The 22625-nt window shown below is 62.5% G+C and carries 22 protein-coding genes, 1 tRNA gene and 1 riboswitch; of the genes, 9 read left to right on the top strand and 14 right to left on the bottom strand.

Annotation, left to right across the window (positions count from 1 at the left end; all coding sequences use genetic code 11):
* Window positions 1-170: 170 nt before the first annotated feature.
* Window positions 171-611, bottom strand: coding sequence for a cupin domain-containing protein (locus tag ACHFFR_RS03310; protein ID WP_394262854.1), 441 nt, complete (start codon window positions 609-611; stop codon window positions 171-173).
* 124 nt (window positions 612-735) lie between these two features.
* Window positions 736-2055, bottom strand: coding sequence for an MFS transporter (locus ACHFFR_RS03305; RefSeq protein WP_394262853.1), 1320 nt, complete (start codon window positions 2053-2055; stop codon window positions 736-738).
* Between the two features lie 232 nt (window positions 2056-2287).
* Between ACHFFR_RS03305 and ACHFFR_RS03300 the strand changes: the two genes are divergently transcribed.
* The 3 genes from ACHFFR_RS03300 to ACHFFR_RS03290 all read left to right on the top strand — a co-directional run bounded on the left by ACHFFR_RS03300 (window position 2288) and on the right by ACHFFR_RS03290 (window position 5128).
* On the top strand, window positions 2288-2758 hold the full coding sequence (locus tag ACHFFR_RS03300) for a general stress protein (protein WP_394262852.1): 471 nt from the start codon (window positions 2288-2290) through the stop codon (window positions 2756-2758).
* Window positions 2759-2998: 240 nt separating this feature from the next.
* On the top strand, window positions 2999-4288 hold the full coding sequence (locus ACHFFR_RS03295; protein ID WP_394262851.1) for a DUF4921 family protein: 1290 nt from the start codon (window positions 2999-3001) through the stop codon (window positions 4286-4288).
* Window positions 4289-4306: 18 nt separating this feature from the next.
* On the top strand, window positions 4307-5128 hold the full coding sequence (locus tag ACHFFR_RS03290; protein WP_394262850.1) for a glycerophosphodiester phosphodiesterase: 822 nt from the start codon (window positions 4307-4309) through the stop codon (window positions 5126-5128).
* A 76-nt stretch (window positions 5129-5204) separates the two neighbouring features.
* On the opposite strand, the gene ACHFFR_RS03285 is transcribed toward ACHFFR_RS03290, so the two are convergent.
* From ACHFFR_RS03285 to dcd, 11 genes are all read right to left on the bottom strand, one after another.
* Window positions 5205-5909, bottom strand: a complete 705-nt coding sequence (locus ACHFFR_RS03285) for an ABC transporter ATP-binding protein (protein WP_394262849.1) — start codon at window positions 5907-5909, stop codon at window positions 5205-5207.
* The gene (locus tag ACHFFR_RS03280) at window positions 5909-7600 is read right to left on the bottom strand and encodes an ABC transporter permease (protein WP_394262848.1); all 1692 of its coding nucleotides are present in this window, start codon (window positions 7598-7600) and stop codon (window positions 5909-5911) included. Before ACHFFR_RS03280 ends, ACHFFR_RS03285 begins: the two co-directional genes overlap by 1 nt.
* Window positions 7601-7651: 51 nt before the next feature.
* Window positions 7652-8659: a thiamine ABC transporter substrate binding subunit gene (locus tag ACHFFR_RS03275; RefSeq protein ID WP_394262847.1), complete on the bottom strand. Its 1008-nt coding sequence runs from the start codon at window positions 8657-8659 to the stop codon at window positions 7652-7654.
* Window positions 8660-8717: 58 nt separating this feature from the next.
* A riboswitch (TPP riboswitch) is annotated at window positions 8718-8822 on the bottom strand.
* Between the two features lie 188 nt (window positions 8823-9010).
* Window positions 9011-9253, bottom strand: coding sequence for a DUF4235 domain-containing protein (locus tag ACHFFR_RS03270; RefSeq protein ID WP_394262846.1), 243 nt, complete (start codon window positions 9251-9253; stop codon window positions 9011-9013).
* Between the two features lie 249 nt (window positions 9254-9502).
* Window positions 9503-9859, bottom strand: a complete 357-nt coding sequence (gene mnhG, locus ACHFFR_RS03265) for a monovalent cation/H(+) antiporter subunit G (protein ID WP_394262845.1) — start codon at window positions 9857-9859, stop codon at window positions 9503-9505.
* Window positions 9856-10353: a monovalent cation/H+ antiporter complex subunit F gene (locus ACHFFR_RS03260; protein WP_394262844.1), complete on the bottom strand. Its 498-nt coding sequence runs from the start codon at window positions 10351-10353 to the stop codon at window positions 9856-9858. Before ACHFFR_RS03260 ends, mnhG begins: the two co-directional genes overlap by 4 nt.
* Window positions 10350-11114: a Na+/H+ antiporter subunit E gene (locus ACHFFR_RS03255; protein WP_394262843.1), complete on the bottom strand. Its 765-nt coding sequence runs from the start codon at window positions 11112-11114 to the stop codon at window positions 10350-10352. Before ACHFFR_RS03255 ends, ACHFFR_RS03260 begins: the two co-directional genes overlap by 4 nt.
* A complete protein-coding gene (locus tag ACHFFR_RS03250; RefSeq protein ID WP_394262842.1) occupies window positions 11107-12726 on the bottom strand; it encodes a Na+/H+ antiporter subunit D in 1620 nt (539 codons plus the stop codon). Before ACHFFR_RS03250 ends, ACHFFR_RS03255 begins: the two co-directional genes overlap by 8 nt.
* Window positions 12723-13238, bottom strand: a complete 516-nt coding sequence (locus ACHFFR_RS03245; protein ID WP_394262841.1) for a Na(+)/H(+) antiporter subunit C — start codon at window positions 13236-13238, stop codon at window positions 12723-12725. Before ACHFFR_RS03245 ends, ACHFFR_RS03250 begins: the two co-directional genes overlap by 4 nt.
* Window positions 13235-16666: a Na+/H+ antiporter subunit A gene (locus tag ACHFFR_RS03240; RefSeq protein ID WP_394262840.1), complete on the bottom strand. Its 3432-nt coding sequence runs from the start codon at window positions 16664-16666 to the stop codon at window positions 13235-13237. Before ACHFFR_RS03240 ends, ACHFFR_RS03245 begins: the two co-directional genes overlap by 4 nt.
* A gap of 292 nt (window positions 16667-16958) precedes the next feature.
* Window positions 16959-17555 (bottom strand): dCTP deaminase, encoded by a 597-nt coding sequence (dcd, locus tag ACHFFR_RS03235; RefSeq protein WP_394262839.1) that lies wholly within the window; start codon window positions 17553-17555, stop codon window positions 16959-16961.
* Between the two features lie 99 nt (window positions 17556-17654).
* Here dcd and ACHFFR_RS03230 point away from each other — a divergent pair, with 99 nt between their 5' ends.
* The 6 genes from ACHFFR_RS03230 to ACHFFR_RS03205 all read left to right on the top strand — a co-directional run bounded on the left by ACHFFR_RS03230 (window position 17655) and on the right by ACHFFR_RS03205 (window position 22028).
* On the top strand, window positions 17655-18092 hold the full coding sequence (locus tag ACHFFR_RS03230) for a hypothetical protein (RefSeq protein WP_394262838.1): 438 nt from the start codon (window positions 17655-17657) through the stop codon (window positions 18090-18092).
* A gap of 9 nt (window positions 18093-18101) precedes the next feature.
* Complete coding sequence (locus ACHFFR_RS03225; RefSeq protein ID WP_394262837.1) at window positions 18102-18794, top strand: DUF4097 family beta strand repeat-containing protein; 693 nt, start codon at window positions 18102-18104, stop codon at window positions 18792-18794.
* Between the two features lie 86 nt (window positions 18795-18880).
* Window positions 18881-18951, top strand: a tRNA-Gly gene (locus tag ACHFFR_RS03220).
* Window positions 18952-19002: 51 nt separating this feature from the next.
* The gene (locus ACHFFR_RS03215; RefSeq protein WP_394262836.1) at window positions 19003-19311 is read left to right on the top strand and encodes a hypothetical protein; all 309 of its coding nucleotides are present in this window, start codon (window positions 19003-19005) and stop codon (window positions 19309-19311) included.
* Between the two features lie 14 nt (window positions 19312-19325).
* Window positions 19326-21380 carry a hypothetical protein gene (locus tag ACHFFR_RS03210; RefSeq protein ID WP_394262835.1) on the top strand — a complete coding sequence of 685 codons (2055 nt, stop codon included), beginning with the start codon at window positions 19326-19328 and terminating at the stop codon, window positions 21378-21380.
* Window positions 21381-21383: 3 nt separating this feature from the next.
* On the top strand, window positions 21384-22028 hold the full coding sequence (locus ACHFFR_RS03205) for an ABC transporter ATP-binding protein (protein ID WP_394262834.1): 645 nt from the start codon (window positions 21384-21386) through the stop codon (window positions 22026-22028).
* A 90-nt stretch (window positions 22029-22118) separates the two neighbouring features.
* Here ACHFFR_RS03205 and ACHFFR_RS03200 read toward each other — a convergent pair whose 3' ends face one another.
* Window positions 22119-22496, bottom strand: a complete 378-nt coding sequence (locus ACHFFR_RS03200; RefSeq protein WP_394262833.1) for an HNH endonuclease — start codon at window positions 22494-22496, stop codon at window positions 22119-22121.
* Window positions 22497-22625: the final 129 nt, after the last annotated feature.

The following is a 22625-nucleotide window of genomic DNA, read 5'->3' as shown; positions in this document are numbered from 1 at the left end:
TTAGTGAATCACTCGACTGATCACTCAGCTAAATCACTCAGCTAAATCACTCAGCTAAATCACTCAATACCCAGTCACACGCGGGGAGGCGGGCCAATTGGCCCGCCTACCCGCGTTGAGTCGTGAAACCCGTTTCAGATTCTTCTAGAGAATCAGGTCCCTTTATGGAATCAGTGATCCTCGTGAGGATCGCTCTCGGCATCCTCCTGCGTCTCGTGAACCGTGCCCGGCTCGTGATCCGGCTCGGCGTAGATCGTGTAGAGCTTCAGCGGCTCGTCGCCGATGTTGGTGACGTTGTGCCACACGCCGTCCGGCACGAAGATCGCGGAGTCGTGGCCGACTTCCTCCTCAAAGTTGAGGTTGTCCTCCGACGGACCCATCTGGCACTTACCCGTTCCCTGCTCGATGCGGAGGAACTGGTCAATTCCGTGGTGCACCTCAAGTCCGATGTCTCCACCGACTGGAATCTCCATCACGGTCATTTGAAGGTGCTTGCCCGTCCACATCGTCGTGCGGAAGTTCGTGTTATCGAGGGTCTCCTGCTCCATGTCGATAACCCATGGCTTGGTTCCCTGATCGTCATAAACTCCGGCGTACTGCTTTTCCGACATCCCGTCCTCCTAAAGTTAAAGATGCATTGTCACCTTGATTATCTCTCGCCGCGCCGCGCCCGTGGGAGCGATTCGCTGGCGGAATAATAAGGCCAGCCTAAGCTGGGACGACGCCGGCGATCAGCTAGCGCCGATCCTCCACGCGCTCCTTCACGAGGAAGATCCAGGCGAGCGCAACCACAATGAGGATCGAGCCAGAGAAGCCGTAGGCCAGCGTGTATCCCGAGTAGTCGATCATGAGGCCGGCGATGATCGGGCCAAGGATCTGGCCGAGGTCGGCGGACATTTGGAAGAACGAGACCACTTGGCTGCCCGGCCGGTTGCCCACGATGTCGGCCACCGTGCCCTGTTGCGAGGGCTGAATCGCGCCCGACCCGAAGCCGCCGAGGAAGCTACCAAGCATGACGACGCCCGTCGTGTCCCACATGCCCATGATGATGGTGAAGATGCCCGAGACGATCAGACCGAACACGACGATCGGCTTACGCCCGTACACATCCGACAGGTAGCCGGCGCGCAACAGCGCGAGGCCGTTGCCGGCTGCGAAGGCCATCAGCGCCCCGCCCGGTAGCCAGCTCGGCGCACCGGGGATCGACGCCGCGAGCAGCGGCACAACCGCCACGCGCACGCCCATGTTCGTCCACCCCTGCGCGAACGCCGTGAGCAGGACGATCTTGAATCGCCGCACCTGCAACGCCTCGCGAACGGTCATCGGCGGTTTCTTCGCCTTGGCCTTTTCTTTCGCGATCTCGCGCTCGGCGGCCGCGTGCTCATCGGCCGTCTGCTCGTGCTCGCGCGCGGTGGGATCGTGCTCGAGCTCCTCCTGGCGAGACGGGCGCGCAGTGCGGTCGCGCCGAAGTCTCAGGCTGTGGGTCGCGTCAGACACGCTCGATGGCACGAGGAAGAAGACGATCGCGGCCGCCACGGCGAGCAGGGCCGCATAAATCATGAAGGGCCAGCGATAGCCGAGAGGCGCAAGCACCGCGCCCACGGCCGGGCCGAAAATACTGCCCAGCAGGAAGCCCGAGCCATACGCGGCCGACGCCCTGCCCTTGCCGCCCGGAGGCGCAAGCTTGAAAATCAGCGACATCGCGGCCACCGAGAACGTCACCGACCCGATGCCACCCAGCCCGCGGTAAATCAGCAACTGCGTATACGACTGCGCCAAGCCGCTTGCCACCGAGGATACGCCGACGATCGCCATGCCCAAGATGTACATCCACCGCTCGCCGAACATGTTCGACAACCGCCCAGACGCCGGTGCAAAAACGAGCCTCATAAAGGCGAACGCGGAAACGACGACGGTCGCGGCCGTCGTCGTCACTCCAAAACTCTTCGCAAACTGCGGGAGTACGGGTGCCACGATTCCGTAGCCGAGCGAGACGACCACAGCCGCCGCCACCAATACCCAAATTTCCCGGGGAAGAGTTACACGATTAGCCACTACCCTGTTGTATCACCCGGGCGCGGCGCGGCAATAGCTCGGGCGTCACGTTCGCGTCATGATGCGCCACACATCTGTTTTGGCGGCGGTCAGCCGTGGGAGAACATTTATTGCTCACGGCAATAAATAGTCAAATTTTTTAGGAAATCTTCAGGATTGAGTCCGACAATTGCACTGTCTCGCGCACACGCGTGCATCGCGCCGCGTTGCGCACATATCTGAAGGAGAATAATTGACTGACTACCGAATGCTCGCAGAAGTCGACGACTACAAGCAGGCCCAGTTTCTCGTGGACGGACTCTCAGACGCAGGGTTCCCCGTGGAGCACACCCGCATCATCGGCACCGAACTCGAAACCGTGGAGGACGTGCGCGGCCGCAAGACCATCGCATCGTCCGCAGGCCAAGGCGCCCTCAGCGGCGTGTGGTTCGGCGTGTTCATCGGCCTGATGTTCTTCATCCTGGCCCCGGGTCTGGGCTTCCTCGGCGCATTCGGCTGGCCGGTCCTCTTCGGCGCGATCTTCGGCGCCATCTGGGGCGCAATCGCCCACTGGGCAACGCGCGGCCAGCGCGACTTCGCCTCCATTCGGGCCCTGCGCGCTCAGCGCTACGAGGTCCAGGTTCGCGCGGAATTCCTCGACCAGGCCAACAAGGCCGTCACCGAGCACGGCCTTCGCCCGCGCTCGCAGACCACGCTGTACTAACCGCCTGAAGCCCCACTCAGGGTTTCGACGACGCCGTTGGCTCAATCCGCGCTGACTCGATCTCGTTGCTGGCGCGAGGTGACCCGACGGCGTCGTTAAAGACGCTGGTCGAGGCTGGGCTGGCGTCGCGGGGGAAGCAAGCCCCAACTTTGGCATGGTCGCGCTGGTAGAATTGTGGCGCAGTCGCTGAAAGGAAACCGCATGCCCGCTTATGAATCTTTCCGTGAACCCATTACGAAAATGGCAGATGGAACGATCAAGCAACTCAATCCTTTTTCAGGCACAGAAGTGTGGACGGTGCCGGGGCGTGCGAATCGCCCGCTCGGCATCAAGAACCCTGACCCGCAGCCAGTCAACGAGGAAGACCTCGGGCGGCACTGCGCATTTTGTACCCAGCGCGTGCTAGAAACTCCGCCCGAAAAGGCGCGGCTCGTGCGCCGGGGCGACGACGCGGAGATCATTCATACTGACAGCGTCGATATGCTGTCGCGCCAGTGGGAGTTCCGCCGGGTGCCCAACCTGTTCGAGATTCTCTCGTTTGATTACTGGGCGATGAATTACGACTACCGACTCACGCCCGAGGCCTCGAAGCGCCTCGAAGCGTACGTGGCTGATCCCGCCGGGCGCGCGCACGTCATGGGCGTGCTGCGCACAAAGTATGCCTCGCGGATGACCTCCGAAGAGTTCGACGAGCTCTCCGAGGGCGAGAAGATGGCCGGCGCGTACTCGTTCTTTGGCGGCGGACACGATCTCGTGGTGGCCAAGCGGCACTTCGTGGACGGGGCGACGATGGACACGGAGCTGGCAAGCTCCGGCACACTCACCCCGCAGGAACACGAGTGGTACATGCGCCTGACCATCGACGCGATGAAGGATCTGTATGCGACCAACCGCTACGTGCGCTACGTGCAGGTGTTCCAGAATTGGCTCAAGCCGGCGGGGGCGTCCTTCGACCACCTGCACAAGCAGCTCGTGGCGATCGATCAGCGCACGGTCAATGGCCGGATGGAAGTTGAGAAGGTCCGCAAGAACCCGAACCTCTACAACGAGGCCGGCATCAACTACGCCGGCTACCACAACCTCATCATCGCCGAGAACACCCATGCGGTGGCGATCGCCGGGTTCGGGCATCGATACCCCACCCTCGAGGTGTGGTCCAAGTCCGAGCACATCCAGCCGTGGGAGCACACGCGCGAGGAGCAGGCGGCGATGTCGGATCTCGTGCACGCGATGCACGCGGCCACGGGTTCAGACGTGCCCACCAACGAAGAGTGGTACACCAAGCCCAAGGATTCCGACGTCAACATGCCGTGGCGGATCCTGCTCAAGTGGCGCGTGTCGACCCTCGCCGGGTTCGAGGGCGGCTCGAAGATTTACGTCAACACGATTGATCCGTGGTCGTTGCGCGACCGCGTGGTGCCGCAGCTCCTCGAGCTACGTGCCGAAGGAAAGCTGGCGCGCAACATCAACATCGCCACCGAGTGTTCGTGCGAGGTCAACGCCCTCAAGTACAACCCGGAATTGCAGTAAATTCCGTAAACTCACCCTATGATCCTCGGCAATTCGCGAAACGTCTCGGCGCCGGTCGCGCCGTTTAGCCCTCCGGTCGGGGCCGAGCGCGTGATCGCCCACCGCGGGTTTTCGGGGCGATACCCGGAAAACACGCGGTCCGCATTCGACGCGGCGTGGAATTCGGGCGCGCGCGTTCTTGAGACCGACGTTCAGGTGACCGCCGACGGCGTGGCGATCGCTTTTCACGACGCCCGGCTCGATCGCCTGACCGACTTGGAAGGGACACCGGCCGACTACTCGTTCGCCGAGCTTCAGCGGGCGGTTGTGCGCGGGCCGGAAGGCACGGTTGGCGGCATCATGCAGATGGCTGACCTGCTGGGGTCGTTCCCCAATGCGCAGTTCATCGTGGATCTCAAAGATGAGCGGGCCATCGAACCGCTAGCAAAGGCCATCGTGACGACGAACTCGGCTCCTCGCGTGTGCGTGACCCACGCGTGGGACGCCTGGCTCGAGGGCGTCCGCGAGATCGTGGGGCCCGAGCTCCAGCGCGGGCTGGGCTGGGAGACGATGGCGGCTCTCGTGAATGCGGCGCGGCGGGGCGTGGCCCCCGACCCCGCGATCCGCGTTGGCAACTACGCCCACATCGGTTGGCAGATCGCCGGCATCAAGCAGGCCGCCGACCAGCAATTCTTCCGGCGCTACGTCGACATGGCTCATGATCTAGGCGTGGCAGTGCGCGTGTGGACCATCAACTCCCCGCGCCAGATGGCGAGACTCTTCGACGATGGCGCCGATGCGATCTTCACCGACCACGTGGACGTGGGGCTGAGGGTCGTGGCTGAGAAGTTCGGGCTCTAGGCTCGCTGGCCCAGACGGCGTCGGGACTTACCAGTTTCTGGAGCCGGACGGCGTCGGGACCTACCTGTTTCTGGCGCTACGTGAGGAGCCGGAGCACAACGTCGGAGGCGGGGTTCGACGTGAGTTCGCCGGCGTCGCCGATCTGGACGAGCGCTCCCCCATCCATCACCGCGATGCGATCGGCGACGGTGAATGCCTCTTCGCGGTCGTGTGTGACGTAGAGGGCGGTGGCGTCGACGGCCGTGAGGATCTCGCGCAAATCCTGCGATAGGCGCGTGCGCAGAATCCGGTCCAGCGCGGAGAGTGGTTCGTCGAGGAGCACGAGCTCGGGGCGGGGCGCGAGAGTCCGCGCTAGTGCGACGCGCTGAGCCTGGCCGCCCGAAAGCGTGGAAATCGGCCGATCTTCGTAGCCGGCCAGGCCGATGAGATCGAGCATCTCGGCCACGCGCTCCGAGCGCGCGTCCTTCGGCAGGCCTTGAATTTCTAGCCCGTAGGCGATGTTGCGCGCCACGTTGCGGTGGGGGAAGAGCTGGGCGTCTTGAAAGACCATGCCGATGTTGCGCTGGTGGACGGGCACGTTCGCCACGTCCTTGCCGTCGATCAACACCGAGCCTGTGGATGGCTCGAGCCCGGCGACCGCGCGCAAGAGCGAGGATTTGCCCGAGCCGGACTCGCCGAGGATCGCCACGATCTCGCCGGTCGGCATCGTCATCGACACGTCTTTCACGGCGTGCACCGGCGGGTGGTCGTAGACCAGATTGAGGTTCTCAATGTGCAACATCAGAAGGTCACTCCTTGGGTGCCTCGGGGGCGAAGGATGTCCGCGAGGAACATGACTGCGCTGGTCATCAGCGCGAGGATGACGGACGCGGCGAGCGCCATGCCATAATTATCCACCCCGGGCCGGCCAAGCAGGCGGCCGATGAGGACGGGCAACGTCATGTAGTCGGGGCTGGCGAGGAACGAGGTGGCGCCGAACTCTCCTAGCGAGATCGCGAACGCGAAGCCGAATGCGACGCCCAGACCGCGGGCCATGAGCGGCAGGTCGATCGTGGCGAGGACGCGGCCGGGGCTCGCGCCGAGGGTTGCCGCGGCTTCGCGCATGCGTGGGTCGATGGCTCGCAGGATCGGCACGAGCGAGCGCACCACGAGGGGAAGCGCCACCACAGCCTGCGCGAGCGGCACAATGTAGGCGGTTGGGATTCTGTTGCCCGCGCTCCAGGTGATGAGGAATCCGAAGCCGACCGTCACCGCGGAGATGCCCAGTGGCAGGAGAACCGCGCCGTCTAGGATTCGCTGACCCATGCGCGCCCACGGGCTGCGAACCCGCCGCGAGAGGGCGAGCGCTAGGATTCCGCCCACGACGAGGGCCATGACCGAGGCATCGATCGCGATGCGCACCGAATGTTCGAGCGCCTCCGTCACAGAGGTGCCGCCCGCAAACCCTGCTCCCGTCTGGCCAAGAGCGCGGTAGTTGTGGAACGACCACTCCCCGCGTACATTCAACGATCCGGCCACGAGAGCGAGCATGGGTGCCAGCAGGAAGAGGAGCGAGAACGCCGTGAGGACGATCGCTGGGATTGCGGATCGTGTGATGGGTGCGGCGCGGTGCCGAACGTTGAGGTCGAGGGCGCGCTCGGTTCGGGTGGACAGCGAGCTCGACACGAGCAGCGCCACAGCCACGATGAGGAACTGCAGGACGGACAGCACGGCTGCCACGTCCAAGTTTAAGTAGGCCGTGGTCTGTACGTAGATTTCCGATTCAACCGTGCCGTAGCCGGGCCGGCCGAGTGTCTGCACGAGCCCGAACGAGGTGGAGCTAAACAGGAACACGAGCCCGCTTGCCGCGGCAATCGAAGGTCCGAGCTGGGGCAACGTCACCGTGAAAAATGCGCGGGCCGGGCTCGCGCCGAGGGTTCGCGCGGCGGGCGTCAGATCCCGAATCGATGCCCACATCGACCCCACCGTGCGCAGCACCACCGAGTAGTTAAAGAAGATCATCGCCAGCACCACGGCGGCAGTCGTCTGATCCAGCCCGAGGAAGCCGAGCGGACCGTCGTCGTCGAATAACGCACGAAAAGCTACGCCGACAACGACCGTGGGCAAGGCGAACGGCGCCGTTGCGAACGCGCGCAGGGCCCGGCGGAACGGGGTGCGCAGGCGGTACAGGACGAACGCGCCCGGGATGCCCAGAAGGAGCGAGCCGGCGGTGGCCGCTAGCGCCATGCCGAGCGTTTGGCCGACGATGCGCCACGTGCGCGGCCGCGACAGGACGTCCGTGAAGACGCTCCAGTCGCCCAGGCCGCGGACGATCATGGCGCCGACCGGCCAGACGAAGAACAGCGCGAGGAAGATCGCGGGGATGGCGAGCGCCGCGGACCAGCCAAGCCGGGGCAGGATCCGGGGGGATCTCGGGGATCCAGCCCGTGCCGGCCCGGGCTCGTTAGGCCGGTCCGCGGATCTCGTCATCATGTCTCGCATATGGTTCGCACCGCTCGTCCGGGCACGCGCCGGGAGCAGGGATTAGTTCCGTGCTTCGTAGAGTTCCGTCCACTGCTGCTGCCACGTCTCGCGGTTCTCGGCTACGAGAGCCGGGTCGGGGACGATCACGTTTTCGGGCTGCTGAGCGTAGGTTGCCCACTCCTCGGGCAGGTCCACGTCCGCCACCGGGTACATGTACATCGTCTCGGGGATCTCGGACTGGAACTGCTCGCCGACCATGAAGTCGATGAACGCCCGCGCGCCCTCGTCGTTCTGCGCGCCGTTGACAACGCCGGCGTATTCGACCTGGCGCACGCACGTTCCCTCGACGTTCACGAACACGCCCTCGCCGTATGCCGGGCTCGAGGCGTAGGACAGCACGAGCGGGTAGTCGCCTTGGCCGTCTGCCGCCGAGAAGTCGGTGTAGAAGGCGGTCGACCACGAGTCCACGACCTTCGTTCCGTTATCGAGCAGGTCGTTCCAGTACTGCTGCCAATCCTCGGTTTGATCGATCGTGCCGGCAAGGAACGCCAGGCCCGGGCTCGAAACCACGGGGTTCGTCACGACGAGCAGGTTTTCATACTCGGGCTTCGTGAGGTCCGCGAACGACTCCGGCAATGCGAGGCCCTCAGCCTCGAAGTAGGCCGCGTCCGCATTCAGGCAGACGTCTCCGCGGTCGATTGCGGTGAGGTTGCCGATGCGCAGATCCGAGCCCGGATCGTTGCTCGGGGTGTAGTCGGCGATCACGCCCTCGTCCAAGGCACGCTGGGCGGACATCGTATCGATGCCGAACACCACGTCGACGGTGGGATTGTCCTTATTGAGGATGAGCTGGTTGAGCACCATGCCGGCGTCACCGGGCGAAGTGGTACGAAGCGTCATGCCGCTCTCCTCTTCGAAGGCCGCTTTGGCCTCGTCGGAGATGGCAAACGAATCGTGGGTTAGCACAGTCACTGTCTGGTTCTCGGTGGGATCCGCCTGATCGGCGGCCGAACACGCGCCGAGAAATACTGTTGCCGAAATAATGGTGATGAGGCTTTTGGCCTTCATTCGTCCTCCCTGAATATCTGGGAGGGCCCAAGCGCCTGCCGTCAGCCGGTGGGTGCTTGGGGAGAGACGCTCGACTCCCTTCGCCGGTACTAACCGGAGCAGGTTCGAGGGTCAGCGAATCTTTTCGCACTCTCAGCGCTTCCGCGCTCCCCTGTCGTGCTTCGAACTATAACACTTCGCCGTGAGAGTTCATCATCGCGTCCGTCGAAATGCGGGGCGCACAGAGCACGATGTCCCCATATAGCCAAGATCAAGCCCTAGGCGCACCGCGTTTCGATGCGCAGGGGCTAGGCAACCGAAGCTGGCTGATCGAGGCTTGGCGACCGAAGCTAGCCGATCGGGGTTAGGCGATTAGTCGTTGCCGTACCACTGCGCAGCCTTGCGCTTCATGAGAGTGGTGACAGTGGCATGCACGATTGCTGTGATAGCGGTAAAGAGGATGAGCTCCTTGATGGGCAGGCTCTCCAACTCATCGTCATCCTTGGGCTTTTGCTTGCCCAGTCCCTTTTCCCATACCTGACCTGCTGCCGCGTTCGCCGCCGCACCAGCGACTGTCGAAATACCCAGGCTGATGACTTTCCATCCGATGTTCATATTTCCTCCCAAGGATTGAAGACCGTTTCCATTATCGCCGTGAACAGCGCAGGTGTCAGCACGAAACGACGATTGGGACTGGAGTTCCGCCATCGATGAAGCGATCCAAGCCCGTGCATGGGTGGCTTGCGTCGGGGCGTTTGTCACGAGTAGGTCCCACTACCACTGCCAGCGGGCAAGGGTAGCGGCGATCGTCGATAGCGATCGCCGCTCGCGATCGGCGCTAGCGAGCGCCACCAGCCATAGCGGCTAGCTGTCGTCGCCCGAGGCGATGTCCTCGCCGAGCTCGTCGAGCACGAGCTGGCTACGGTCGATGCGGTCTGTGCGGTAGCCGGAGCGGGCCATCATGTGCGCCGAAATGGGTGAGGTCACGAGCTGGAGGCCAATCACCAGCATCATCGTCCAGGTCATGGATGCCTCGCGCACGAGCAGCGAGACGCCCGTCATGAGCATGATCAGCGAGAACACCTGCGGCTTGGTAGCCACGTGTTGGCGCGCCAGCAGATCGTTATAGCGGAACGCGCCAATTGCGGCCACGAGCGTGAAGATCGACCCGATCAGAATAAAGGAGATACCGACAACGTCGGCTACAGTTTCCCAGTTCACGGCTCTCTCCTTTCCACGGCGGTCGCGCCATCGTGCTGCGGGCCGGCCTCCGACACGTCATCGGAATCGACGTCCGTCCCGGAAAAGTCCACCTCGTCGGGGTCGTACACATCCACATCCGCATCGTCCGACTCCAACGCGTCCACGTCGTGCACCGGCGCGGCATCGTCGGGGCGCCGGGATATCTGCGCGTCGAGCTCGCTCTCCTCATCCTTGGACAGGATGCGGCGCGCACTCGGCTCGAGCGGCGTAATAAAGCGCGCCAAGGCCGTCGACCCCACGAAACCGATGAGCGCTAAGACGATGAACAACGCAAGGAGATCCGAGCGCCTCGTAAGCGCCGCCAGCAACGCCACGGAACCGATCAAGATCGAGGAGACCATGTCCACGGAAACCATGCGGTCCAGTGAGGTCGGCCCCTTCACGGCACGAGCAGTGACGAGGAATGCGGCGATCACGAGCATGACCATGCATGCAGCAAGAATGTAAATCACTCGTCCACCTCCGCCTGCAGGACGTTGCCCGCGATGCGCTGCGTACGTTCGTGACGCTCTTCGCGCTTCGCCTCTTGGGCCCGCGCGATCTCTTCGGAGGTCGCCACCGCCGCCTCGATGGGCTTACCGGTAGCCGGAGCATAAGGCGTAGGCAGACGGCCGGCGCGAGACGTGGCGCCCGGAACGAAGCCCGCGTCCACGAGCTCGTCATGCGAGGCAAACGCCCGCAAAACGCGCTCCTCGAGATCCATAACGGTCCTGTGCACGCCTTCGATTCCGCCCGCGAGCCGCGTGTCAAACACGTGAACGTAGAGCGTTCCGGTCACGCGGTGCGCTTCCACAACCACGGAGCCCGGCACGAGTGCGGTCATCCCGGAGATCATCGCGAGGTACACGTCGGAGTGCGAGCGCAGGTGAATACGGATGATCGCCGCCTGCGGCTGGCCGCCGGTCAAAATAAACTTGCCCTGCTGGAAAGACGACACGAGGATGTCCCAGAGGAATCGCAAAATGAGGTGCGCGACGCCGATCGGGCGGAAGCGCCCATCAAACGGCGTGGCGGGGAACGGCGCAACCGTGGTCACAAGGAGCGCAACCAGCAGGCCCCCCAAGAAGTTTCCTGGCGTGAGATCGCCCCACAGCAGCACCCACACGAACATGAGCCAAATGAGCATGCCCGCGGACGCGTGCGGGAACCGCCCCGGCCTGCGCGTGACGCGATGGATAGCGCGCGCTGACTTACTCCACCGTGGTCTAGCCATCGTCGCTACCTCCTATCCCACCTTCGGCAGGGGTTGGCGCCCAGTCGGGTGCTTCGATGTCGTCAACCTCTGGCAAGTCATCGCCCGGCACGCGCGGGCTCTCGCCCGTTCCGCGCCCGTCCTCTGGCAATACCGACACGATGTACGGGCTTCGCGCCTTAAGCTCGACGGCGGCACCCTCGGTGAACTGATTAATCGGACCGGCCCACAGCGAGATAAAGAGCGAGACCCCAACGAGCCCAGCAGCCGAACCGGTCATCCCCCACGGAATGGGCTTGGCGGGCAGCGGCTCGGGAGCCGTCTGCCAAAACGCCATGTTCCACGCGCGCGACACCGCATACAGCGTGAGCAGCGAGGAGATGATGCCCGCGGCAATGAGCAGCCAGTCGATCCACATCATGCGGTCGATCGACGCCTGAATCAGCCCGACCTTTCCGAAGAACCCCGAGCCCGGCGGGATACCCGCGAGGTTGAGCGCCGGCACGATGTAGAGCGCGGCCAGGAACGGCGCCAATTTCGCCAGCGACCCAAGCCGCACCAGAGACGTCGTGCCACCTCTTCGTTCGACCAGTCCCACCACGAGGAACAACGCCGTTTGGACGGTGATGTGGTGAACCGCGTAGTAGATCGTGGCGCCAAGCCCCGTCACTGTGGAAATCGAGATGCCCCAGATCATGTAGCCGATGTGCGACACGAGCGTGAAGGAGAGCAAACGTTTAATGTCCTGCTGCGCCACGGCACCCAAGATGCCCATGATCATTGTGGCCACCGCGATTAGCCCGATGATTATCGAGAGTCGGTTGTTCGGGAAGAGCAGGGTCTGCGCGCGGATGATCGTGTAAACGCCCACCTTGGTCAACAGGCCGGCAAACACGGCCGTCACGGGCGCGGGTGCGGTCGGGTAGGAATCCGGCAGCCACGCGGACAGCGGGAACACGGCGGCCTTAATGCCGAAGCCCACGAGCAGCATGACTTGAATCGTCAGGCGCACGGTCGGGTCGATCTCCGGCAAACGCAGGGCGAGCTGCGCGAGGTTCACGGTGCCGGCTGCCGCATACGACAGCGCGATGCCGATCAAGAAAATCACCGACGACACGAGCGAGACCACCACGTACACGGTTCCCGAGCGGATTCGATCTCGCGTACCGCCGAGCGTGATCAGCACGAACGAGGACACGAGCAGGAGCTCGAAGCCCACGTAAATGTTGAACAGATCACCCGAGAGGAACGCATTGGACACGCCCGCCGAGAGCAGCAAGAACGCCGGGTGATACACCGCGATCGGCGCGGCCTCATCGCCATCGGCGGCGCCCTGGGCGAGCGAATACAGAAGAACGGTCAGCGTCACGGTCACCGACGTGATGAGCATGATCGACGACAACCGGTCGGCCACCAGCGAAATACCCACGGGTGCGGCCCACGAGGCAACGTCGAGCACCACGGGGCCCTTGCTTGACTGGTAGACCAAGAACGCGGCGACCAGCCACACGATGCTGAGGATGCCCGCGGAGAGCAGGCCTTGCAGCCGGCGCACGGACGCGAACGCGAGCGAGAGGCCCGCGCCAAGAATCGGCAACGCCACCGGGAGAGCTACAAGGAAGGTCCAGGTCACTTGCTTCCCTCCCTCGTGCGCGGCTTGTCGTACACGGGATGAATGGTCCCGGCCAGTTCGTCGTCCTCGAATTCGCCTTCGGTTTCGTCGTGCGCTTCGGAGGCATCGCTTTCGAGATCGGCCGGCCGATCGGCGCGCGCGTCGAATTCGTCTTCGCCCTCGCGCTTGGCGATTCGGCGATCTTCGAGGTCGTCTTGGACCTCGTCGTTGCCGTTAAGCTGCCACGACCTATACGCCATCGCGAGGATGAACGCCGTCGCAGCAAGGCTGATGACGATCGCCGTCAGCATCATGGCTTGGACGAGCGGGTCGGCCATGTCTTCCTTTTCGGCGACGCCGACGAGCGGCGGTTCGCCCGAGCGTCCGCCGGCGATGAGCAACAGGATGTTCACGCCGTTGGTGATGGCGGACAGGCCAAGGACGATGCGCGAGAGCGAGCGCTCGAGCACGAGGTAGATCCCCACGCCCACGAGGACGCCGGAGAGGATGGCGAGTGCGGCTGATGATGTCACTTGTCTGCCTCCTCTTCGGTGATTTCCTGCATGGCGCTGGTCGTCTCGGGGTCGGTCGCGACGGTCGTCAAGCCAGTCTGGGGGTCCACGGTTTCCTTTTCGGGTTCGACGACGTCGGGCCACGGTTCGTCCGCCTCCGCCGGTACGTCTAGCTCGGCGTCGCCAACGTGTTCGCTGGTCGCGGCGTCATCGATGATGGGTTCGGGCGCATCCGGGGTCGAGGCTCGCTCAGAGTCAGGTTCCGCGCCCTCGCCGGACTGCGTCGCGGGCGCTTCACCCGCACCCTCGGCCGCGGACGTGGCCTCGGCGCTGCCTTCGGCCGCGCGTGCTCCCACCAGGGCAAGCTCTTCTTCAATCTCGTCAGCGCGCTCGCGCCCGTGCACGTGTTCGCGCTTCTCCTGGGTGTCGAAGTTGCGCGCGGCTTGGGCGTCCTTGGTCTCGCGGCGCGAATCCTCGGATGGCTGGATCTCGTAGTCGTCGTCGTCGAGGCCCTCGATCTCGCCGTGGCGATCGATCTCGGCGCCTTGCGAGCGCAGGATGTCGAGGATCAGGCCGACCACCACGAGGTAGACGCCGATATCGAAGAATACGGCCGTGGCGATCTTGACTTCGCCGAATCCCCACAGGGTGACGATGATCTTGGCGGACTGCAAGATGGTGCCGCCGAGGAACACCGGCGTGAGCGCCGATACTCCGGCAACCGCAAGGCCGGCACCCATGAGGTGGCCGGGGTGAAGCGGAATTGCCGCGCCGAGCTCGTAGCGCCCGCCGGCCACGTAGCGCAGCACGAGGGCGATGCCGGCGAGCAAGCCGCCCGCAAAGCCGCCGCCGGGCGCGTTGTGACCGGCGAACAGGAAGAACGCGGAGACGACCATGATCGTGTGGAACGTCAGGCGGGTGCCCACCTCGAGAATCACGGAACGGCGCCAGAATGGCACTTGGTCCGTGCCCTCGAGCCAGCGCCGGTTGCGCCCGGGCGAAGTCACGGCCGACTCGATCACGCGAGTGCGGCTGCGGTGCCACGTGGGGCCTTCCACCTCGTGCGTCGCGCGAATGACCTGCCCGGCCACGTTCGTGCGCGGGGCTTGGATGTTGCGGAAGCGGTCGATGCGCCCGCCGCGGTCGCGGATGAACAGCAGCGAGGAAATGCCGATCGCGGCCGCCACCACCACGGCGATCTCCCCCATCGTGTCCCACGCGCGGATGTCCACGAGGGTCACGTTGACGATGTTCTTGCCGTAGCCGTACTGGTAAGCCTCGTCGTGGAAGAACAACGAGATCGGCTCGTGCACGCGCGCCCCCGCCGCGAGCACGCCGAGCAGGGCCGTCATCAGGCCGAAGAAGGCCGCGAGGATGATGCGCCACCAGCGCGAGATTCGCAGCGGGCGATTCGAGAAGTATTGCGGCAGGCGGCGAAGCACGAGGATGAACACCACGAGCGTCATCGTCTCGACCAGCGCCTGCGTCAGCGCAAGATCCGGGGCTCCGTACAGTTCGTACGTGAGAGCGACGCCGTAGCCCGAGATCCCCATGAGGAGCACGGCTTTGAGCCGGTGCCGGGCGCGAGCGGCGAGGAAGGCCGCGACCACGGTCACGCTCACCACGACTGCCTGGGGCACCGAGTCGTAGGGGCGCAGTTCGATCGTGTTCGTGAGGTTGCCGGCCATGAGCGCCAGGGCGATGGAGACCACGGTGAACGTGAAGATCGTGGAGAGATAGGCGGGCAATGAACCGCGCTGGGTGAACGCCGTCGCTCGTCCGGACAGCGCGTCGAGAGCGTCGAGCGAGCGCTGGTAGGTGGCGTCGGCGGCGACCGGGAAGTCGCGCTTGCCGAGCGTGCGCTCGAATGGGCCGCGCAGGGCGAAGATAGCGACGCCGGCCGCGAGGATCACGAGCGTGAGGTAGAACGGAGCGCCCAGACCCGGCCATGCCACGAGGTGACCCGGCTCGCCTGCGATCTGCTGGGCGTGCGGGACGAGGGCGGCGTCGAGCCAGTGGGCGCCGATGCCGAAGATCAGGCCGCCGAGTGACAGGGTGACGACCGGGATCGTCATGAGCCAGGAGCGCTTCTTGATCTTGACGTTCTCGATGCCCGGCTTGTCCGCGAAGGCGCCCCACCAGAAGCGAAGTGTGTAGGCGGCGGTGAAGGCCGAGCCCACCGCGATGGCGATGAGGGTGATCGTGCCGACGAGGTCGCTGCCCACGAGCGCGTGGAGCGCGGCTTCCTTGGCGACGAAGCCGGCGAAGCCCGGGAAGCCCATCATGGACAGGCCCGCGAGGCCGGCGGCCGCGGCCGTGATCGGCATCTGGCGCCCGAGTCCGGACAGCTGGCGGAGGTCTCGCGTGCCGGTGGCCCAGTCGACTTGGCCGACCGCGAGGAAGAGCGTGGATTTAAACATCGAGTGGGCGACGAGCATACCGAGGCCGGCGAGCAACATCGCCGACGTTCCGTAGCCGACCATGATCAAAATGAGGCCGAGTTGCGAGACGGTTCCGAAGGCGAGGACGAGCTTGAGGTCGTTCTGCTTGAGCGCGCGGTAGCCGCCGATGAGGAGCGTGCCAATGCCACCGACGAGCACCATCCATCGCCACGCGGGCACGTCAGCAAAGCCGGGAGCAAGGCGGGCTACGAGGTAGACGCCCGCCTTCACCATCGCCGCGGCGTGCAGGTACGCCGACGTCGGGGTGGGGGCTGCCATGGCCGCCGGGAGCCAGAAGTGGAACGGGATGATCGCGGACTTGGCCATCGCGCCGATAAGGATGAGGACGACGGCCGCGACGATCGCGCCGGGCGGCGTGGAATTCGCGGTAATCGGGGCCACGCCGAGCGTGCCCGCATTGAAGGAGTCGATGAGCTCAACCAGCGAGTACGAGCCGCCCGGGATGTTGCCGAGCGTGATGATGCCGATGAGCATGGCGAGTCCGCCCAGCGTCGTCGTGATAAAAGCCTGGCTGGCCGCGCGGCGAGAGGATCGCTTCTCGTAGTTGAAGCCAATGAGCAGGAAGGAGAAGACCGAGGTCAATTCCCAAAACAGGTACAGCGCCAGCGTGTTATCGGTGATAACGAGGCCGAGCATCGCGCCGGCAAATGCGAGGAAGAGGCCCGCGAAGCGGCCCATTCCCGATGCTGACGCGGAAAAGTAGCGCGCGCAGTAGAAGAGCACGGCCGCACCCACGCCCGTCACAATCAGCGACATCACCCACGACAGATGGTCGAGCCTGAACGTGAGATTGAGGCTGAGCTGCGGGACCCACGCCCACGATTCCGTGGGGAAGTTTCCGCTGAGGACCTGGCGCCCCTGCATGGCAAGCGCGACGAAGGACGAGAGCGGGATGACGGAGAGTGTGACGTAGCCGAGCCTGCCCCGCCGCATGATGACAGGCGCAACGAGAGCGCCTATCGCAAAGGCGGCTAGCAAAATCAGCATGGCGCTCCCGTGATGTCTGTGAGTTGGCGGCTCAGAATCACGCCCTGAGCCGTCCGCGCGATGTCACTCTCCATCTTAAAGAAAGGGACACTAAAAGTCGCTCTGTCTCATCCTTTCCTGATAAAAATCACGCTTCTTGCACGGCTTTTCTGAAGCGCGGCGGGGGCGTGGCGCAGTGCTGTCCCGAAGTTTGCGCGACGGCACCTTCGCGACGCCGGAGGCGCGGGCGGAGTGCACTGCGGAGCTCCCCGCGTGCGTCACCGCTCACCTCTCCGCGTACCTCTCCGCGCGCTTACTCAGTGAAGTGATGATCCGAGACGTCGATGCGATGGAAATTCAGATCCGAGCGCGACGCCGTCGGGCCCCGCTGCCCCTGATAGCGCGACCCGTGGGCGCCCTGGCCGTAGGGGTTCTCGGCGGGCGAGCTCAGCTGGAAGAAGCAGAACTGCCCCACTTTCATGCCCGGGAAGAGCATGATCGGCATCGTCGAGGTATTCGACAGCTCGAGCGTCACGTGGCCCGAGAACCCGGGATCGATGAAGCCGGCCGTGGAGTGCGTGAGCAAACCGAGCCGTCCCAAACTGGACTTGCCTTCGAGGCGCGCCGCGACGTCGTCGTCGAGGGTTATCTGCTCGTACGTGGAACCGAGGACGAACTCGCCGGGGTGGAGGACGAGGTGGCCGTCGGCGGGCACTTCCACGAGGCGGGTGAGCTCGGGTTGCGGCTGCGAGGGGTCGATCATGGGGTATTTGTGGTTGTCGAAGAGGCGGAAGAAGCGGTCGAGGTGGATGTCGACTGACGAGGGTTGCACCATCTCGGGGTCCCAGGGGTCGAGGGTGATCTTGCCGCGTTCGACGTATGCGTGGATGTCACGATCTGAGAGAAGCATGGGTCGATTCTCTCACGCGCGCCGCGTGGAGGACGGGCGTTCGCGGGCGGATGTCGGGTGTCGGTTGCGCGGTGTCATGAATGGTGTCATACTGGTGCCATGAGAGACACCAATGAATTTGCCGAGATCCTCGCCGCCGAGCTTGAGGCGGCGACAGCCCTCGCGTCCGAGGACGTCCGGGCGGCCGTCCCGGCAATTACACGTGCGCTCGGCCCTGCGCTCGCTCAGATTCGCCAGGAGATTCTGGTAGACGCGGCCGAGAGCCTGAATCGTCAAGGCATCACGACCAACCTCTACGTGAGGGCGGGTAAGAGCGGGCCGGAGTTCGCCGTGGACGCGACGCCGAACGTGCCGGATTTCGACGACGATCCGGTAGTTCGCATGACGCTGCGCCTCCCCCGCACACTGCGCGATGCCATCACCACCCATACGCAAACCACGGGCGGCTCCCTGAATTCCTGGATCGTGGAGGCCGTCACTGACAAACTGTCCCGCCGCCAGCCGAGCGCGAATCGGCTCAGCGGCTGGTCGATGTAAGGAGACACTATGAACTTCAAAATTCGAGTAAAGCTGTACAGCGCGGGCGTGCGCATCGTTGTTGACCCGGGCGCCGAGCCGTCGGTCGAGTGGGAGAACCAGCCGGCTGGCGCGCGGATTGAGACGAGCGACGCCGGTGTGCGCGTTCGTGAGCAGAAGACGTTTGGCACGGGCGGCACGCCGGGCGAGGTGGTCATTACAATCCCGGTGGATACGGCGCAGATGGAGCTGTCGGTTGCCCAGGGCGACGTCGACATCGCGGCTCGCGGCGTGGATTCCAAGGTGAAGACGGGCGCGGGCAACGTTACCGGCACCGCGTTTGTGGATTCGGAGGTCAAGACCGGCGCCGGGGATGTCAAGATCGAGGAGGTCGAGGGCTCGGACGTGAAGTCGGGGACCGGTGACATCCACATCGAGCGCGTGATGGTGACGAAAAAGTGCGAGCTCAAGACGGGCGTGGGCTCGATTAACGTGGCAGCCGTGACGGGTGCCGAGCCGCCGAAGTCGCTCAAGGTGAAGTCCGGAACCGGCGATGTCCGCGTGGGCATCGTGGAGGGGACGGCCGCGAAGCTCGAGGTCAAGACGGGGCTCGGGCAGGTCAAGAGCGAGCTCGACGAGGTTGCGAGCGTCGCCGAGGTGACGTCGAAGGTCTATCTGGAGGCAAAGTCCGGCGTGGGCGATGTGACGATCGTGCGCGCCTGAGGCGCGGACTTAAGGCGCACCGTAGCAACGGGGTGGGTCTGCCGTTTTGGCAGACCCACCCCGAATTCCTTATGATCGACCTACCGGCGGGTGTAGTTCAATGGTAGAACTGCTGCTTCCCAAGCAGCCGGCGCGGGTTCGATTCCCGTCACCCGCTCATATAACACAAGGAAGTGAGAATAAAACGAAGCGATCTTTCACTGCAGGCTTGGCCGCGATCGTAATGGTGATGGGCGTTGCATCGACTGCATCTGCTCTTAGCTACGCCGGATCGAAATATGGTCAGTACACCTACACCTCAGGATCATTTATCTCGATCAAGGACAACGCTGGAGATGGAAAGTTTCCCGCCGTTAACTACAAGTATGACGGAGGAACGAAGCAAGCCGGTTTAGCAAATAAAAGTGGTTACGGCACAACAGTAACTAAGTATGCTCCTAGTAAAATTACTGCTATTCAGCCTTGTCTTTCACGTCCAGCGCCTCTGCCGATGGACTGTGGCGGCTGGATTTACTAGAAGCCGGAACATAGATGTCAAATCAACACCTTATTCAGCGGGTAGCCGTAGGGCTCACATCGTTCTTCGTTGTTATGTGTTTTTTCGCCTTGGCTGCGATTCCTGCTGAACTTGATTCAAGGTACTCGATAGCAAACTCGCGTTCACCTGTATATGTCTCTACTGAGGAGAGCGCGAGTTTTGCTTATCGAGTGGACAATACCTTTATTGATTCTCGCCTTGTAGGGGTGTTGGAGATTGAACCTCTGAGTGATGATGCTGAATTGCCTGCGGGGCTAACGGAGTGGCTCAAGCCGGGACAGATCGCAGTATCTGAATCCGCAGTGCCGTACTCGGATATTTTGGAGAGACAGTTTGGACCAATTCAGGCAGTTATTGATAATGCTGTGATTCTCGATGGTGAGATTGTTGCGTATTATCGGCCGAGCAACGGGCAAGCTTTTATTGACTTGGCCAGAGATGAAGAGGGAGTGTATTTCTCTTCCGGCTTCGCCGGAGACGCTCGTGATGGTGCGCTCTTCGGAGATGTCAACTATGAGCAATGGTCACAGTACTTATTACCGGTGGCTCTTTTAGTTTTCGCTTTTCCTCTTATTCTCAACCTTCGCGCAACACGTGCATCAGTAGAGGAGCTGCTTTCCGGCGAACGGTTCGTGCTCGAGAGCATCGGTGCTCCACGTCGTGAACTCATCCGGCACTCGGTTACCTACCTTTACAGGCCATACCTTGTGGGTGTGAGTCTAGCTGCAGTAGTCATCGTGGTCTTGGCGTCGGGATATGTTCGTCTGCCTTTTACGGGATATCGGCTTCACCCCAATATCTACGTTGATAACCTCGCGCCACTCGTCGCATATCTCGCAATAGTCACAGGTATCGCTTTTGCGTACTTAACGTGGCCAAGCACGAACCGAACTCGCTCCCGCGCGGGCAAACGATGGTCTCTCAGTACCGGTTCGGGGCTTGCATTATTTGGGCTTGGAATCGTGCTGGCAACTGTGATGGGAGTGTTCTGGCTAAAGATCCCCAACAGCCTTGTGCTCCCGCTTGTCATGGTCACAGTTTTTTTCGTGATTTTGGGGCTACATGCCACCCTCGCAGTGCTGTGCGCCGTCATGACGAATTTCGTGATAAAAAGACGAGCAATAGATCTACGAACTGGTGTATTTTTTCGCTGGGTGATCAATCACCCCTATAAAGCTTCGCGAACGGGTGCTTTCGCAGGAAGCTTCGTTGCCATCGGGGTGATTCTCGTGGCACTGTTTGGAATCATTGCTGGAGCTCAAGTTCCCCCGCCAAGGCCTCCAGACGGATTCCAAATTGTCAAGACATCACTGAATTGCTCTGGAGACTACGCAACCTGTTTAGATGACGCAGCAGCTATTATTGCGTCCCAGGACCCTGCAGTGACAGTGTATGTGGCAGCCTATGGTCAAGGTGTGGCAGAAGTGAGTTCAGGGCAGGTGAACCACACATACCTTCGAGACTACGTTCAGCACGTATTGGTTCCCGAATATGATGCGCAACTTGATGAAATCTCGTTAGAATCTCGATGGGCGTGGATTTATACGATTTCTGAGCAAGAAGAAGACTTACTGACACAGATCCAAGGGATCGAGTTTGATACACCCATTCCCCCACTATCAATTGCTGATGGAGAAAGCGGGCGAGCGATCGCACAGATATATCGACAGCAAGCAACTTGGTTGACGCTTTTTACCACGCTTGGTTTCATTTACGCGATGACGTCGGTTTGGATGCAGTACGCGCGAGAAACGAGCTCTCATGCCAAGGAGTTTGCGCCCATCGCATCTTTGACAGGCAAATCTGACACAATTGCGTGGACGATCTCCATGCGTCACGCAACAGTGAGCATCGTGACGGGAATAGCCTCACTTGGTATAGGGGTCTTCCTCGCGAGCCAGTTCTTTTTCGCATTTGGTGGATTCTTTCCGTGGTCATTCATGATCGCTATCGGGGTCCTCTACCTAGTTTTTATTCTTACCCAAGCAATCCTCATGTACGTCCTTGTTAAGAAAGAAGCCGCTAACTGGCTGCCCGGAAAGAGCTGAAAAATGAGCATCCTACAATGTCGCAACCTGTCATGTGGTTACACAACTTCCTTGTTTACGGCGTTCAACCTTGACATCGACACGGGTGAGACGGTAGCAATCATGGGGCGTTCTGGCGTTGGTAAAACCACCCTCTTGACAACGATCCTTGGCATGAATCGGCCACTCCAAGGTAGCGTCCTCGTTGACGGCACAAACGTTCATCAGCTCAAGTTCGATCAACTGGCGCGTCTACGCTCAACAACAATTGGTACTGTCTTTCAAAACGGTGAACTTATGAGTGGCTACACCGCACTTGATAATGTTATGTTGCCACGGTTACTCTGGGACAAAAACGATCCAACCGTTCGCGACGAAGCCTCGCAACTTTTACGCGAGCTTCACGTGGAAGAATCCCGGATGGCCGAACAACTCTCTGGTGGCGAACGTCAACGAACCGCGCTCGCACGCGCCCTTATCAACAGCCCAAAGCTGATACTCGCAGATGAACCCACTGGCGCACTCGACACTGAGCTACGTGAAGAAGCCATGGACTTGCTACTAAGCCAAGTGCACCAACGCAAGTGTGGCCTCATGCTCGTCACACACGATCCCACAATCGCCGCCAAAACTAACCGAACCATCACCTTAGTCCGTCAACAGACGTAGGGTTTCCGACAGCGATTCGGCACCAAAGCAGAGCAGGTAGGCAACTAGGTTCCAGACCATCGCGGCGACTGCGTGCAACGTACGGGCTCATCAGTAGGCGTAGACCCTGGGTGCTTGCCTCCAACGGTCTCCGTCGAGCGCTGACTGTCTGGAGTGGCACGGCTTACACAGCGCCCGGAGGTTGCTGGTGTCGTGGGTGCCGCCGTGTTCGAGCGGGAGGATGTGGTGGACTTCCTGCGCCGGCGTGTACCGGCCAGCCGCGAGGCAGTCCTCACACAAGGGGTGGGCGGTGATGTAGGCGGCGCGGATCTTGCGCCAGCGGGCACCGTATCTGCGGTTGATCTTCAGGTCACGCTGCCACCGCCGGTACCGTTCGTCCTCCGCTTTCGCATGCTCCGGGCAGAAGCGGGTGTGGGTGAGGTTCGGGCAGCCGGGCTGGGAACACGGACGCGCAGGCTTCGGTGGCATGTTGTCCCTCCCGTTCCCGGACACGGCAAAGCCCCAAGGTTCCCAGCCGGTAGCCGGGCTTGCCCCGGGGCTTTTCCTACTTTTCACCCACCTACATCATCTCAAAGGAAAAGGGCTAAATGCATACCA

Origin of the sequence: Trueperella sp. (assembly GCF_043424875.1) — a bacterium.
In the GTDB taxonomy this organism is placed as follows: domain Bacteria; phylum Actinomycetota; class Actinomycetes; order Actinomycetales; family Actinomycetaceae; genus Trueperella.
The sequence above is the reverse complement of the archived record's forward strand: the minus strand, read 5'-3'. Positions and strand labels throughout refer to the sequence as shown.